The 13,682-nt window shown below is 59.4% G+C and carries 12 protein-coding genes and 1 pseudogene; 6 read left to right on the top strand and 7 right to left on the bottom strand.

What is annotated here, in order from left to right; translation table 11 throughout:
- Positions 1-4 precede the first annotated feature (4 nt).
- From tssG to tssA, 6 genes and pseudogenes are all read right to left on the bottom strand, one after another.
- Positions 5-1,013 (bottom strand): annotated as a pseudogene (tssG, locus tag AB4O25_RS03460) (type VI secretion system baseplate subunit TssG).
- Entirely contained in the window at positions 977-2,764 is a 1,788-nt protein-coding gene (gene tssF, locus AB4O25_RS03455) for a type VI secretion system baseplate subunit TssF (protein WP_017527971.1), read from the bottom strand. The pseudogene tssG and the gene tssF overlap by 37 nt, the downstream one beginning before the upstream one ends.
- Positions 2,754-3,173 carry a type VI secretion system baseplate subunit TssE gene (tssE, locus tag AB4O25_RS03450; RefSeq protein ID WP_116079575.1) on the bottom strand — a complete coding sequence of 140 codons (420 nt, stop codon included), beginning with the start codon at positions 3,171-3,173 and terminating at the stop codon, positions 2,754-2,756. Before tssE ends, tssF begins: the two co-directional genes overlap by 11 nt.
- Positions 3,170-4,645 carry a type VI secretion system contractile sheath large subunit gene (gene tssC, locus AB4O25_RS03445; protein ID WP_017527973.1) on the bottom strand — a complete coding sequence of 492 codons (1,476 nt, stop codon included), beginning with the start codon at positions 4,643-4,645 and terminating at the stop codon, positions 3,170-3,172. The genes tssE and tssC overlap by 4 nt, the downstream gene beginning before the upstream one ends.
- A gap of 28 nt (positions 4,646-4,673) precedes the next feature.
- Complete coding sequence (tssB, locus tag AB4O25_RS03440; RefSeq protein ID WP_017527974.1) at positions 4,674-5,171, bottom strand: type VI secretion system contractile sheath small subunit; 498 nt, start codon at positions 5,169-5,171, stop codon at positions 4,674-4,676.
- Between the two features lie 30 nt (positions 5,172-5,201).
- Positions 5,202-6,749 carry a type VI secretion system protein TssA gene (tssA, locus tag AB4O25_RS03435; protein ID WP_460150482.1) on the bottom strand — a complete coding sequence of 516 codons (1,548 nt, stop codon included), beginning with the start codon at positions 6,747-6,749 and terminating at the stop codon, positions 5,202-5,204.
- A gap of 480 nt (positions 6,750-7,229) precedes the next feature.
- Between tssA and AB4O25_RS03430 the strand changes: the two genes are divergently transcribed.
- Positions 7,230-7,745, top strand: a complete 516-nt coding sequence (locus AB4O25_RS03430) for an Hcp family type VI secretion system effector (RefSeq protein ID WP_017527976.1) — start codon at positions 7,230-7,232, stop codon at positions 7,743-7,745.
- A 53-nt stretch (positions 7,746-7,798) separates the two neighbouring features.
- Here the strand turns inward: AB4O25_RS03430 and AB4O25_RS03425 are convergent, their stop codons facing one another.
- On the bottom strand, positions 7,799-8,620 hold the full coding sequence (locus AB4O25_RS03425; protein WP_460150480.1) for an aldo/keto reductase: 822 nt from the start codon (positions 8,618-8,620) through the stop codon (positions 7,799-7,801).
- 106 nt (positions 8,621-8,726) lie between these two features.
- Between AB4O25_RS03425 and AB4O25_RS03420 the strand changes: the two genes are divergently transcribed.
- The 5 genes from AB4O25_RS03420 (at position 8,727) to AB4O25_RS03400 (ending at position 13,672) form a co-directional block, all read left to right on the top strand.
- A complete protein-coding gene (locus AB4O25_RS03420) occupies positions 8,727-9,221 on the top strand; it encodes a DUF1543 domain-containing protein (RefSeq protein ID WP_017527978.1) in 495 nt (164 codons plus the stop codon).
- Between the two features lie 100 nt (positions 9,222-9,321).
- On the top strand, positions 9,322-9,603 hold the full coding sequence (locus AB4O25_RS03415; protein WP_010210937.1) for a peptidylprolyl isomerase: 282 nt from the start codon (positions 9,322-9,324) through the stop codon (positions 9,601-9,603).
- Between the two features lie 126 nt (positions 9,604-9,729).
- Positions 9,730-11,589: an extracellular solute-binding protein gene (locus AB4O25_RS03410; protein WP_017527979.1), complete on the top strand. Its 1,860-nt coding sequence runs from the start codon at positions 9,730-9,732 to the stop codon at positions 11,587-11,589.
- Positions 11,589-12,650 carry a microcin C ABC transporter permease YejB gene (locus AB4O25_RS03405; RefSeq protein WP_017527980.1) on the top strand — a complete coding sequence of 354 codons (1,062 nt, stop codon included), beginning with the start codon at positions 11,589-11,591 and terminating at the stop codon, positions 12,648-12,650. The genes AB4O25_RS03410 and AB4O25_RS03405 overlap by 1 nt, the downstream gene beginning before the upstream one ends.
- On the top strand, positions 12,650-13,672 hold the full coding sequence (locus AB4O25_RS03400; RefSeq protein ID WP_017527981.1) for an ABC transporter permease: 1,023 nt from the start codon (positions 12,650-12,652) through the stop codon (positions 13,670-13,672). Before AB4O25_RS03405 ends, AB4O25_RS03400 begins: the two co-directional genes overlap by 1 nt.
- The last annotated feature ends 10 nt before the right edge of the window (positions 13,673-13,682 follow it).

Genomic DNA, 13,682 nt, shown 5'->3' with positions numbered 1-13,682 from the left:
GTCCCTAATGAGCATTGCCGGCCACGATGACCACACCATCTGCGCACTCGTGCGCCAGCCAACTGGCCCAGCCCAATCGACAGACGTTGTGCTCGCCGATGCGCAACGGCCTTATTTCCTCCCTGGTCAACACCAGGCACAGGTCATATTCCAGGGGCGCCCGTGCGGTCAGTCGAACCAGCGAGCACAACTGCGGATAGTCCGCCCCCGTGGGTAAAAACCCATGAAAACGCTCCCAGTCCAGGTTTTGTATGTGCACCCTGAACTTACCGCTGCGATCCGCGACCCGGCTTCCCAGCACCTGGTCCGAACCCAACGCGCTGTGGGTGACGCCTAAGCGGTTTCGCTGCAAGTGAGCAATCACCACTGTGCGTTCAACCCATTGCTCGATAAACAAACGGTTGTGCTTGAAGTAGTAACGCAGCACCGTCTCGATCAAGGCAGCCGAATGCACTCTCAACCCAAGCAAGCCCAGGTACGGCAGCAGTCGCTTGCAATCCACTTGCGCCGCCGTGCGGATTTGTCGCCCCCCTCAGCCCGATCAGCGCAAACATCTGCTCGGAAAAAGCATCAACTGCGCCTTTCTGGAAACTCGCGCGGTAGCGGTACTTGCGCCAGATCGGCAGCATCAGCCGCTGCAAACGATGGTGAAACACATCCAGGAAGTCTCGAGTTACGTGACCGCCCAACCCGTCGGCGAACGCCTGCTCGCCATAAAAAGCCGGCAGCGGCGAACCCGCACCGCAAAGGCCCAGCACATTGAGGCGAAGACGCGCGCGCAACTGCCCGCGCTCAACAAAAAATTCCACCCGCTCGATATCGTGGCCAGGAAAACCAAGACTTGGATTCGCCTGGAATTCCAACCGGTCATACAAGGCGTCGTCATCCAACGCAGGATGCGCGTCGCGCAGGCGCTTGAGCACCTGCACGACCGCCTGGAACAACGAATACTCGCGGATGACGCGAGTGAGTTCCGTCAAAGCAGAGGCTGCTGGCCCATCCGGGGTGGCCATAGGTACACGTCTCCTTGTGTGCTGATGACTCTGAGTTCGTGGTAAGCATTGAGGCTGGCGTAGAGCGCAAAAAATTCGTTGAGCACCGAGGCGAATACAAATGCTTCTCCCTGGCCCAGAAAGCCCTGGGCGTCGATGTTGAGGTCGACCCGCAATCCCCGAAACGGTATTCCACGGTGCAGGCGGTCGACGGCCACATGACTGATGGACCGCAATGCCCCCAGCCGCCGTTGGCTAATCTTCAATGCTTGCCGGTCGTGATAACGCGGCAGGTCGTAGGTTTCGAGGATGACCTTCAACGCGTTGATATCGCTCAGTGACAAGTAGTTGAGCGACATGTTGCTGATTAGCCGCCAGAGAAAATCCTGGTCCAGAGGCGGCGCAAAACTGGCGGTGGGGACGCTGATATTGCGAAACGACAACCCCTCCGGGGTCTGCTCGCAAGGTTGGTTGATCTGCCCAGCCTGCAATTGCCGGGGCAGGTTGTGATTGGTGCATGTCAGCTCGACCGAGAGTGTTTCCTGGACATGTGCCTGGCCACCGCTGAACCCCAGCCATGTATCGAGGCCGGTGTGTTGCGCCGAGGCGCGCTGGCGGATGCTGTAGCTCGGGGGCGCGGCCGACACATCGGTATCGCCGTCATGCTCGAAAGACTCAAACGGTACGTAGGTGTGATACCCCAACCCACCAGGGCGCCACCCCGTGACCTTATCCACGGAAAATACACAGGCGCTCCCTCGCGCATACTCCCCGGGAACCAGCAGGTACTCATCCTGTTTACCGTCCAGGCGAATCGGCACCGCATCGTGTTTGAACAGGTTGACGATGGGCGTGCAATACAGCTTTACGTTATCCAGTGTGGGTCGCTGGAGTTCCTGGGGCTGCGCGCGCAACGCGAAGCACAGCCTTATGCCGCAGGCCTGCTTGAGAAGCTCATCGGGCAAACGTTGCACTGCATCAAGCCCGGCCACCTCGACAAACAAGTACTTGTCAGGGAAAGCGAAGTACTCCTGCAGATGGCGGTACCCTCGAAAGGTATTTTGTGGATAGGGAATAAGCGCCTGCTCCTCGGCAAACCCCACCGGCTGTACCTGGTCGGCGTCCAATCGCAGCGACAGGGCCTCGCCGTCAACGCCTTTGAGTACCTCTCCATCGCGCCCCAACGGCAGCAATTCGATACCCTCCAGGTGACGCAACAGGCTCAGGTACAACCCTTGGCTTATATAGCGATCCCCCGCCAGATGCAGGCGCAACCGTTCAAACCGCACCCCACTGAAGTTGCCCTCGGCACTCATGTCCAGGCGCAGGCTCAACACGCCCTGCTCCCCTTGAACGTTGTAGTCGAGCGCGCTCAGTTGCAGCGGCAGGACCTCAGTGGCGTAACAGGTCTGAAAGCGGCAGCGCTCGCCCTCGACACATGCGCTTTCGACAGGCGTGCCTCGCGCCACCAGCACACCTGGACCTGCGTGCTTCAACGGGTCGAACTGCAAGATGCTGAACGCCGGCATGGGCCGCATGTAGTTGGGCCATAACAGGTGCATCAATGAGTGGGTCAGCTCAGGCAGTTCGTCATCCAGCTTCTGGCGCAGGCGACCGGTGAGGAACGCAAACCCCTCCAGCAGACGTTCTACATCCGGGTCTTGCCCAGGTTCCGCAAGAAAAGGCGCAAGCGCCGGATTGCGCTCGGAGAAACGTCGCCCGAGTTGACGCAATGCACTGAGCTCGCTTTGGTAATAACGGTTAAAAGACATCCGGCGACACCTCGACCTGTCCGGCGTCACGCAGTCGGGCGGTGAACACCACGGGCTGCGCCACCCCGTCGATGCTCAGCGTCGCTTCAATGGCAAACGCCAGGGCCAGCACGTCGTGATCCCGAGGCAATGCCCGCACTCGCACATGCTTCAGGCGAGGTTCGTAGGCCCGGATAAAACGCTCGATGAGCAAGCGCGACTGGCTCAAGGATTCATGCAGGCTGCGGTTCATGTCATTGAAGTCCGGCAAGCCGTAATCCGGCAGCGCCTGCACACTTCCCGCGCGGATGCTGAGCATTTTCCCCAGGTGAACCGCCACCGAGGTCATGCCGCATGGCGAAGTCGCTGCCGGGCAATCAAGCCGCTCGAAAAGGCTTTGGTTGGGGCCCCTCCCCTGACGCCTGCTCATTCTTTGTCGAGCTTGCCAACCAGCGACAGCGTAAAGTCGGCCCCCATGTACTTGAAGTGCGGACGTACGCTCAAATTGACGCGGTACCAGCCAGGCTCGCCCTCGACGTCACTGACAACGATGCGTGCCGCGCGCAGCGGTCGCCGCCCGCGCACTTCGGCGCTGGGGTTTTCCTGGTCCGCAACGTATTGGCGAATCCACTTGTTCAGCTCCAGTTCCAGGTCGGTACGCTCCTTCCACGAGCCCAGTTGCTCGCGTTGCAGCACCTTCAAGTAATGGGCCAGGCGGTTGACCACCATCATGTAGGGCAGTTGGGTACCCAAGCGGTAGTTCAACTCGGCTTCCTTGCCCTCGGCACTGATGCCGAAATTCTTGGGCTTCTGCACCGAGCTGGCGGAGAAGAACGCCGCATTGTCACTGCCCTTGCGCATCGTCAAGGCAATGAAGCCTTCTTGCGCCAGTTCGTATTCGCGACGATCGGAGACCAGCACTTCAGTGGGAATCTTGGTTTCGATTTCGCCCATGCTGTGGAAGTGATGCAACGGCAAGTCTTCCACCGCGCCGCCGCTTTGCGGGCCAATGATGTTCGGGCACCAGCGGAACCGCGCGAAACTATCGGTTAAACGCGTGGCAAATGCGTAGGCGGTATTGCCCCATAGGTAGTGCTCATGGCTGTTGACCACGTTTTCCCTATAGGCAAAGGTCTTGACGGGGCATTCAAGGGGGTCGTATGGCGTGCGCAGCAGGAAGCGTGGCACGGTCAGCCCTATGTACCGGGCATCTTCGCTCTGGCGAAAGCTCTGCCATTTAGCGAATTGCGGGCCTTCAAAATGGTCCCTGAGGTCCTTCAGGTCAGGTAGGCCAGTGAAGCTTTCCAACCCGAAAAAAGCCGGCCCGGCGGCGGCGATAAAAGGCGCGTGAGCCATACATGCCACGCTGGAAACGTACTGCATCAGTTTCACATCCGGGGCGCTGGGAGAGAGAAAATAGTTGGCAATGATCGCGCCCACCGGCTGGCCGCCAAACTGACCATATTCGGCGCTGTAGACATGCTTGTAGAGCCCCGCCTGGGTAACTTCCGGCGAGTCTTCAAAGTCATCGAGCAGGTCTTGCCGTGAGACGTTCAGCAGCTCGATCTTAATGTTCTCGCGAAAGTTGGTGCGCTCGACCAACAGCTGAAGCCCTTTCCAGGCCGCTTCCAAAGCCTGGAATTGGGGGCAGTGCAAAATCTCATCCATCTGCCGGCTGAGCTTTTCGTCAATCTCGGCGATCATCCGGTCAACCAAGCGTTTCTTGACCGGTTCACCGCTGTTTTGCGGTTTGATCAATTCTTCGATAAATGCCGAGACGCCACGCTTGGCAATACCATAGGCCTCGTCGTCGGCGCTGAGCAGCGTTTGCGCAATGATGTTATCGAGGATGCTGCAATCATCAGCGGTGTGGGCAGTGATCGGGTTCTGTTGAATGCTCATGGCGTCAGTGTCCTTTTACTGAAAAGTGTCAGGCGCAAGGGCTATTGAGCCCCAACTCCGCGAGTACCCGGGCGCGGCTGTCGTCGTCGGCCAGGGCATGCTCAATGGCCTTGCGAAAGCCCGGCGTATTGCCCAGCGGCCCCTTGAGGGCCATCAATGCTTCACGCAAGGCCATCAGTTTGTGCAACTCGGGAATCTGTTCCACAAGGTTCGCCGGGGTGAAATCCTTCATTGAATTGATCTGCACCCGAATCGGTAACTCTTCGACGTCGGCGCCCTCCTGGAGGCGATTGGGTACGCTCAGGGTCAGGCTTAATGCCTGCTTGGCCAACACTTCATCGAGCGTGTTCTTGTCTATGGCGATGGGTTTGCGATCTTCGAGCTTGCGCACGTCTTCACGCTGGGTGAAATCCCCCAATACCAACAGTTTCAACGGCAGCTCGACTTCCTCTTGCGCCCCGCCGATGGCAGGTTTGAAGGTGATATTGATGCGTTCCTTGGGTGCTACCGAACCTTCTTTGGCCACGGTATTTCTCCTTTTTCATGGCTCGAAAGCCTATTCAAGTACCGCTTCAAGATCGAAGAGGCACAGCCTGCGGTGGGTGTCTTCCTTGCGCTCGCGAGCGGTATGGTTGTGTGGCATCAGGTCGCAGCAGCGGTACAAAAGCTGAGCGACCTGCAAGGCCAGTTCAGGCTCCCAGCGCTCCAGGCCCGTGCGCTGCAATTCGATATCCAGGTGCTCAAGCTGGATCTTCGCCAGCTCATGTTTACCCGCGTGTATACACAGTCGGGCCTGGACCAACTGCCAATGGAAGCGGGCGCGGTCACTCCGGGCGGCGCACGCGCCTTGCTTGAGTGCCTGCACGGCCGCCTTGAGCCCGTCCTTTCGCAGCCTGGGCAGCACTTCCTGCAACGCGACCTCCCAGGGTTGCGCATCCGCCACCCCAACGGGAGCCTCGGTTTTTTTCAGGTGACGGGAAACATGCAACGCAATCCAGTCGCGAGTGACCGTGTCGGCAAACGGGGCGCCATCGTGAAAGCGAAACTCCGGCAGATCCGGAAAGCGCTGTAGCAACAGGGCGAAGCTGACCTCGAGTTCAGTCATGGCCAGGTCCGCCTGCAAGGCTTCAAGACACTGCCAGGCCATGCGTACCCCATCGAACCAGAACATCGCACCCGCCAGGCTGGCCTCGAGTTCAAGCAGCAGATCGGCATGCTCGCCCTGGGCGAAACGCTCCCGGTAACGCTTGAGTTTGTCCGGTGCCGGCCCACGCAATGCGGTGACCCGCTGATTGTCGGCGTTCGGATAACTGACGATGACCAGCCATGCCAGTGTGCGATTGAGGCTCAGCGCACGCAGGTCGGTAGCCTGCTGGCGCAGCCACCAGGCACATAACGGACGAGCCTGTTCCTGAAGGGCACGCAACAATTTATGTGCGTCTTTTTCGTTGTTGAGCACCGGCTCGGGCTTGAGCAGTTGGGTAGTCGCCTGCTTGACCTGGGCAATCACCCCACTCACAGCGGCTGCGGGCGCCTGGCCTTGCGCGGCGCGCTCAAGGCGTTGGTCCAATTGCCGGCGAATGGGCAGCAACGGTGGCGCGTCATCGCCCAAATGCAGACTCCAGCGTTCATCAAGGTGCGTCAGAAGCTCCAGCATCGATCGGAACAAGGGTTGCTGGTCTTGAAGCGCCAGGTTTTGCGCAAACAGCGAGTCAAGCCTCAAGGTCAACCAGCCGAATGCTGCGCTGCGGGTACGCAGCTTTTGCGGGTACACGGCAGCCCAATGGTGGTCACACAGGTGGCGCAGCAACCCGAGCCCCGCCAGCAGGCCAGGGAACGATTCGCGCTGGTACAGCGCCCAGGCCAGCCAGACAGCCACCCGTAGATCCTTGGACCGCTCACGCAACAGCAGCTCGCTGGTTTCCACGACTTTTTGCCAATCCGGCTGGCCGGCACCGTGAATGGACTGCACCTTTGCCAGCTCGACTTCCAAGGCTTCGTATTCATTCGAATAGCGCATATCGCTGCCGGCAAAACTTGTTTGCGAACAGGGCAACTGACCGAGATCAAGGTAATAGGCGCAGAGTTTATTCAAATAAGCCATGGTGAACCGCAGATGAACATCAAGATCCGAGCGACGAACCAACACACTGTTTAAATAGTGCGCCAGCGCATCAATTAAACTTCGCACCTTCTGCCGCGAAGTTCGCAAACCTTAGCCATGCAAATACCATTCGGCAAGTATTGGGACGACACTTAAGAAACATCCTACAGCCCAGTAAAACCCGCATGTGCGCAGCATTTTGCGCAGGTAAAACCTTGAACAGCGCAGGATTAAGCTGCAAAAAGCACTCACGGGCTCGCCATCTCAATGAGCAACTAAATGCGCAGTAATGTGCAAACAACACTGCACTATAAGAACTTGAAAATCAGCAAACTTATTTAAATTAATATCTTATTGCCCATCAACCCCGCGCCGTTATTGGCGCTAGCACTTTCTGGCACACTTCTTGTTAGAGGCATAGTTCCAACCAGCACAGTTGCCGGCTGGAACTACCTCTCAAATAAGGCAAGGAAACCCGTCATGCCAACACCCGCGTATCTTTCTATCACCGGTGTCAAGCAAGGTTTGATTACGGCAGGCACATTTACCCAGGACTCGGTAGGCAACATCTATCAGGAGGGCCACGAGGACCAGATTCTGGTCCAGGCTTTTTCCCATCAGGTGATCATTCCGCGGGACCCGCAGTCGGGCCAGCCAACGGGCCAGAGAGTTCACAAGCCGTTGATGATCAGCAAGGTCTTCGATAAGTCCTCACCGTTGCTGTTCAGCGCATTGACCAGCGGCGAAGAGGTCAAGTGCAGGCTGGAATGGTTCCGGACCTCTTCGGCCGGCACCCAGGAACATTACTTCACCATTGAACTGGAAGGCGCGACCCTCGTGGACATCCAGTCGCGCATGCCCAACTGTCAGGACCCGGACAACGCGCACTTTACGCACCTGGAAGATGTGTACTTCACCTACCGCAAAATTGTTTGGACCCATGAAGTGTCCGGTACCTCGGGTTCGGATGACTGGCGCAGCCCGGTAGCGGGTTAAGTCGGTTGCGGGCAGAAACGGTCGCCAAGGACGGCGCCGTTTCTGCCCAGCCGCTACACCATCGCCAAAGGGTGCTTGCGCTTGGGCGCGCCAAACACACGGTCGATCGCGTCCAGGTCGTGCTCGTCGAGCACCAGGTTGGCGGCGGCCGCGTTAAGCCGCACATGCTCCGGCGTTACCGCCTTGGGAATGGCGATTACGCCGTCCTGGCGCAAAACCCAGGCCAGGGAAACCTGGGCGGGTGTGACGTCGTGGCGCTGGGCAATCTGCTTGAGGGTCGGGCTGGACAACAGTTCGCCGCCCTGCGCGATCGGGCAGTACGCCATCAACGGCAAATGGTGCTGTTGCCACCAGGGCAACAGGTCAAATTCGATACCGCGCTCTTGGATGTTGTAGAGCACCTGATTGGTGGCGCAGGCCGGGGATGCGAGTTCCTGCAGGTCGGCCACGTCAAAGTTGGAGACGCCCCAGCGGCCGATCTTGCCGGCCTCGCGCAGGCGTTCGAAGGCTTCGACGGTTTCTTCAAGGGGGTATTGGCCCAGCCAATGCAGCAGGTACAAATCGATATGGTCGCTACCCAGGCGCCGCAGGCTGGCGTCGCAGGCGCGCGGAACGCCCTTGTGGCTGGCATTGTGCGGGTACACCTTGCTCACCAGGAACACCTGGTCACGCTTGCCACGAATGGCTTCACCGACGACCTCTTCAGCGCCACCCTCGCCGTACATTTCAGCGGTATCGATCAGGGTCATGCCTTCGTCGATTCCCAGTTGCAACGCAGCGACTTCCTCCCGGCGCCGGCTCGGGTCTTCGCCCATGCGCCAGGTGCCCTGGCCAATGACAGGGACGGGCACACCCGCCAGATCGATGGTACGCATAACAACCTCCTGATGAGTTCGCGGGTTAACAGTGTGGCATTGACCGGACAAAAGGGTTCAACCGAAGTATGGTTGGCGTCTGCCAAGTCGCCAGGAAGGACCTGCAATGCTGTTTGTCGTTATGCTCGGGGGCAAGCACCCACGGGCCAGGATCGAAGTGCATGATGTGGTGTTTGCCGTCGCGGACACGCTGCAAGCCACCTACCCACAACTGCGTGATGCGTGGTTCGGCAGCCCCAAGGGCATGCACATTGATTCGTGGATGGCCGTGGATGGCGTCGACGGGTGGAAAATCGAACTCAGCCATCTGGCGCCACAAGCGGGTGCGCATCATCTGTACTTCATCAACCTGGGCGGTTATGAAGCCGACAGTTTCGGTGAGGCGCACCACTATTTACTGGTGGTCGCCCGTAACAAACAGGAAGCCAAGAGCAAGGGCAAGCAACAGATGCTGCGGCATTGGTCTCAGGCGCATACGGATGCGGTGATGGACATTGATGACTGCCTGCCGATCGACCTGGTGGACGGTCGTTACCTGCATCTGGTGCAAGACCCGCACCATCCCATCATCCGGCAGAACGACTATATCGTCCTGGGTTGAGCGCCCAACTGCGCCGCCCAGGCAATCCATGGGAACTTTGCCGGGAAATAATCGCCTGAATCCGGTACGCTCACCCTTTTCATTCAAGGAGTTACCCACCATGGCCAAAGCCACCGCCCGTCACATCCTCGTTTCCACTGAAGACAAGTGCAACGAACTCAAGGCCCAAATCGAAGGCGGCGCTGATTTCGCAGAGATCGCCAAAGCCAACTCCAGCTGCCCATCAAGCCGCGACGGCGGCAACCTGGGTTCGTTCGGTCCAGGCCAGATGGTTAAAGAATTCGACACCGTGGTATTCAGCGCTCCGGTCAATACCGTGCAAGGCCCGGTCAAGACCCAGTTCGGCTACCACCTGTTGGAAGTCACCAGCCGTCAGGACTGATGCCTGGATGATGCTTGAAACAACGGCCCGCCTTTTGGTGGGCCGTTGTGCATGTGATGACTGGCGACGCTGATGCCGTTAGCGTACAAATCCTTATTCTTCTTCACCCGGCGTTCAAGACTGATAATGCGATTGGCCTTTTCGACCCTATTGAGCTCCACCCTCGCCCTGCTGCTGGCCAGTGCCGCCGTGATCGCGGCGCCACAACCGTACCTTACGGTGTATGGCGAAGCGGCCAAGTACCCTGCCGGTTTCACCCATTTCGACTATGCCAACCCCAATGCCCCCAAGGGCGGCAGCCTGCGGCGCTCGGCGATTGAGATCGGGCGTTTTGACCATGTGCTGCCCTATATAGACAAAGGTATCGGCGTGTCGCAGGTCGATGGCTGGCTGTATGCGCCCCTGGCCCTGCGCTCCCTGGACGAACCCTATACGGTCTACGGCCTGGTCGCCGAAAAGATGGATCGCGCCGATGACGGCCTGTCGCTGCGCTTCTACCTGAACCCCAAGGCGCGCTTTGCCGACGGCAAGCCCATCACCGCCGAAGACGTGCGCTACAGCTTTGATGTGTTGATGACCCAAGGCAGCCTGCGCTTTCGCACGTTGTTCGCCGACGTAAAGCACGTTGAAGTGGAAAGCGAGCGCCAAGTGCGCTTCGACTTTTCCAGCAATGAAAACCGCACCCTGCCCCTGGATATCGCCACGCTGCCGGTGTTCCCCGAGCACTGGTGGAAAACCCGCGATTTTGCCAATGGCGGCGGCTACGAAGCGCCGCTGGGCAGCGGCCCGTACAAGGTCAGTAAAGTCGACGCCGGCAACACCATCACGTTTACCCGCGACCCGGACTGGTGGGGCAAGGACCTGCCGGTGAGTCGCGGCCTTTACAACTTCGATCACCTGAGCCTGGAGTATTTCGGCGATACCGAGGTGGCTCGCCAGGTACTGCGCGGCGGCGCCTACGATTTCAACCGTGAGTTCTCCGCCACCGGCTATTCCATCGGCTACAACGGGCCGGCCCTTGACGATGGCCGCTTGCAACGCGCGCATTTGGCCAAGGAAATGCCACAACCGGCCCAGGGCTATGTGTTCAACGTGCAGAAGCCGATGTTCAAGGACCGCCGCGTACGCCAGGCACTGGCAATGTTGTGGGACTTCGAATGGGCCAACCGGCAGATGATGCGCAATATGTACATCCGCCAGCAGAGCTTTTTCTCCAACAGTCCGTTGGCCGCCAGCCAGTTGCCCACGAAGGAAGAACTGGCGATTCTCGAGCCGTTGCGCGGGCAAGTGCCCGAGGAAGTCTTTACCCAGGTGTTCAAGGCGCCGGTCACCGATGGCAGCGGCATGATCCGCGACAAGCAATTGCAAGCACTGGCGCTGCTGGAAGAGGCCGGCTGGAAACCGGACGGTGACCGGTTGGTAAATGCCGAAGGTGAGCCGTTGGAATTTACCTTTCTCAACGCCCAGGCGGGCCTTGAGCGCCTGTTGCTGCCCTACAAGCGCAACCTGGCGCAGATCGGCATTACCCTGAACATCCGTCGCATCGATTCCTCCCAGTACGTCAACCGTTTGATGGCGCGGGACTACGACATGATCGTCACCGGTTTTCCGGTCACCACCTCGCCAGGCATGGAGCTGTACAACTATTTCGGTTCAAGCGCAGCCTTCGATCCGGGCGCCAACAACTACATGGTGCTCAAGGACCCCGCCGTCGACACGTTGATCAAGGGCCTGGTCAAAGCGGACACCCAGGCGCAGATGCTCACCTACGCCCATGCCCTGGACCGGGTGCTGCAATGGAATTACCTGTGGATCCCCAATTACTACCCGCCCGGCACCTCCGCCGCGTGGTGGAACCGCTTCGGTCGCCCGGCCATCGAGGCCAAGAACGACGAAGCCCTGGAAACCTGGTGGGAAATCAGCCCCACGCCACTGACCCATGAGCAAATGAACGCCGAGCTGAAAAAACGTGGAGGGGCACGCTGATGTTTGCGTATATCGTGCGCCGCCTGCTGCTGATCATCCCGACCCTGGTGATCATCCTGCTGGTGAATTTCGTGATCGTGCAGGCCGCCCCCGGTGGCCCGGTGGAACAGGCCATCGCCCACCTGCAAGGGATTGGCGGCGGTGGTGTCGGCGGCTCTTCCGGCGAAGGTGTGAGCAGTGGTTCACGCGCCAGCCGTGGCCTGGACCCAAAGCTGATCAAGGACATCGAAAAACAGTACGGTTTCGACAAGCCCGCGCCGGAACGCCTGTGGCTGATGCTCAAGAGCTACGCTCAACTGGACTTCGGCAACAGTTTTTTCCGTGGCAAGACGGTGATCGATCTGATCCTGGAAAAAATGCCCGTCACTATCTCCCTGGGCCTGTGGGCCACGCTGATCACCTATCTGGTGTCGATCCCCCTGGGCATTCGCAAAGCGGTGCGCCATGGCAGCAGCTTTGACGTGTGGAGCAGCACCGCGATCGTGATCGGCTATGCGATGCCCGCGTTCCTGTTCGCGATGTTCCTGATCGTGGTGTTCGCCGGTGGCACCTCGCTGAACTGGTTCCCGGTGCGTGGCCTGGTCTCGGAAAATTTCGAAGAGCTGAGCACCGTGGGCAAGATTGCCGACTACTTCTGGCACCTGGTGCTGCCGGTGACGTCCCTGGTGATCGGCGGGTTCGCCACGCTGACCATCCTTACCAAGAACTCGTTTCTCAATGAGATCACCCGCCAGTACGTGGTCACCGCGCGGGCCAAGGGCTTGAGCGAGCGGCGCGTGCTGTACGGTCATGTGTTCCGTAACGCCATGCTGTTGGTGATCTCCGGAATTCCCCAGGCGTTCATCAGCGTGTTCTTCGCCGGCTCGCTGTTGATTGAAGTGATCTTCTCCCTCGATGGCCTGGGCCGCATGAGCTATGAAGCCGCCGTTTCGCGGGATTACCCGGTGGTGTTTGGTTCGCTATTTATCTTCACCCTGTTCGGCCTCTTGATAAAACTGATCGGTGATCTGTGCTACACCCTGGTGGACCCGCGTATCGACTTCGCCGCGAGGAACGCCTGATGCTCAATTTATCTCCCGTGGCCCGTCGGCGTTTTGAGCGTTTCAAGAAGAACCGCCGGGGCTGGTGGTCGCTGTGGCTGTTTATCGGCCTGTTTATCCTGACCCTCGGCGGCGAGTTGATCGCCAACGACAAACCGTTGGTGCTCAGCTACCAGAACGCGCTGTATTTCCCGGCATTCAAGCGCTACACCGAGCAGCAGTTTGGCGGCCAGTTGCCCTTTCAGGCGGATTACCGCAGCGATTACGTGCAAAAGCTGATCAAGCAGGACGGTGGCTGGATGCTGTTCCCACCCATCCCGTTCAGCGACGACACGCCCAACTACGAACTGACCCGCCCTGCCCCCAGCCCGCCCTCAGCGGTGAACTGGCTGGGCACCGATGATCAGTCCCGCGATGTGCTCGCACGGGTGATCTTCGGCGCGCGCGTATCGATCCTGTTCGCCTTGGCGCTCACCGCGATCAGCGCGGCCATCGGCATTGCCGCCGGGGCCTTGCAGGGTTACTACGGCGGCTGGGTCGACTTGCTCGGCCAGCGCGTTCTGGAGGTGTGGTCGGGCCTGCCGGTGCTGTACCTGCTGATTATCCTGTCAGGGTTCGTCGAGCCGAACTTCTGGTGGTTACTGGGGATCATGGCGCTGTTTTCCTGGCTGGCGCTGGTGGACGTGGTGCGCGCCGAATTCCTGCGCGGGCGCAACCTGGAGTACGTCAAGGCGGCACGCGCGTTGGGCCTGGGCGATGGCAAGATCATCCGCCGGCACATCCTGCCCAATGCGATGACCGCCACGTTGAGCTACCTGCCGTTTATCCTGACCGGGGCGATTTCCACCCTCAGTGCCTTGGATTTCCTCGGGTTCGGCATGCCCGCCGGCAGCGCCTCGCTGGGCGAGCTGATCGCCCAGGGCAAGCAGAACCTGCAAGCGCCCTGGCTGGGTTTGACGGCGTTTTTCACCCTGGCGCTGATCCTGTCGCTGCTGGTCTTTATCGGCGAGGCGTTGCGTGACGCCTTCGACCCACGTTCATGAGTGAGCCCCT

The organism is Pseudomonas sp. S3_A03 (assembly GCF_054668275.1).
This window is presented reverse-complemented; position numbering and strand designations above follow the sequence as displayed.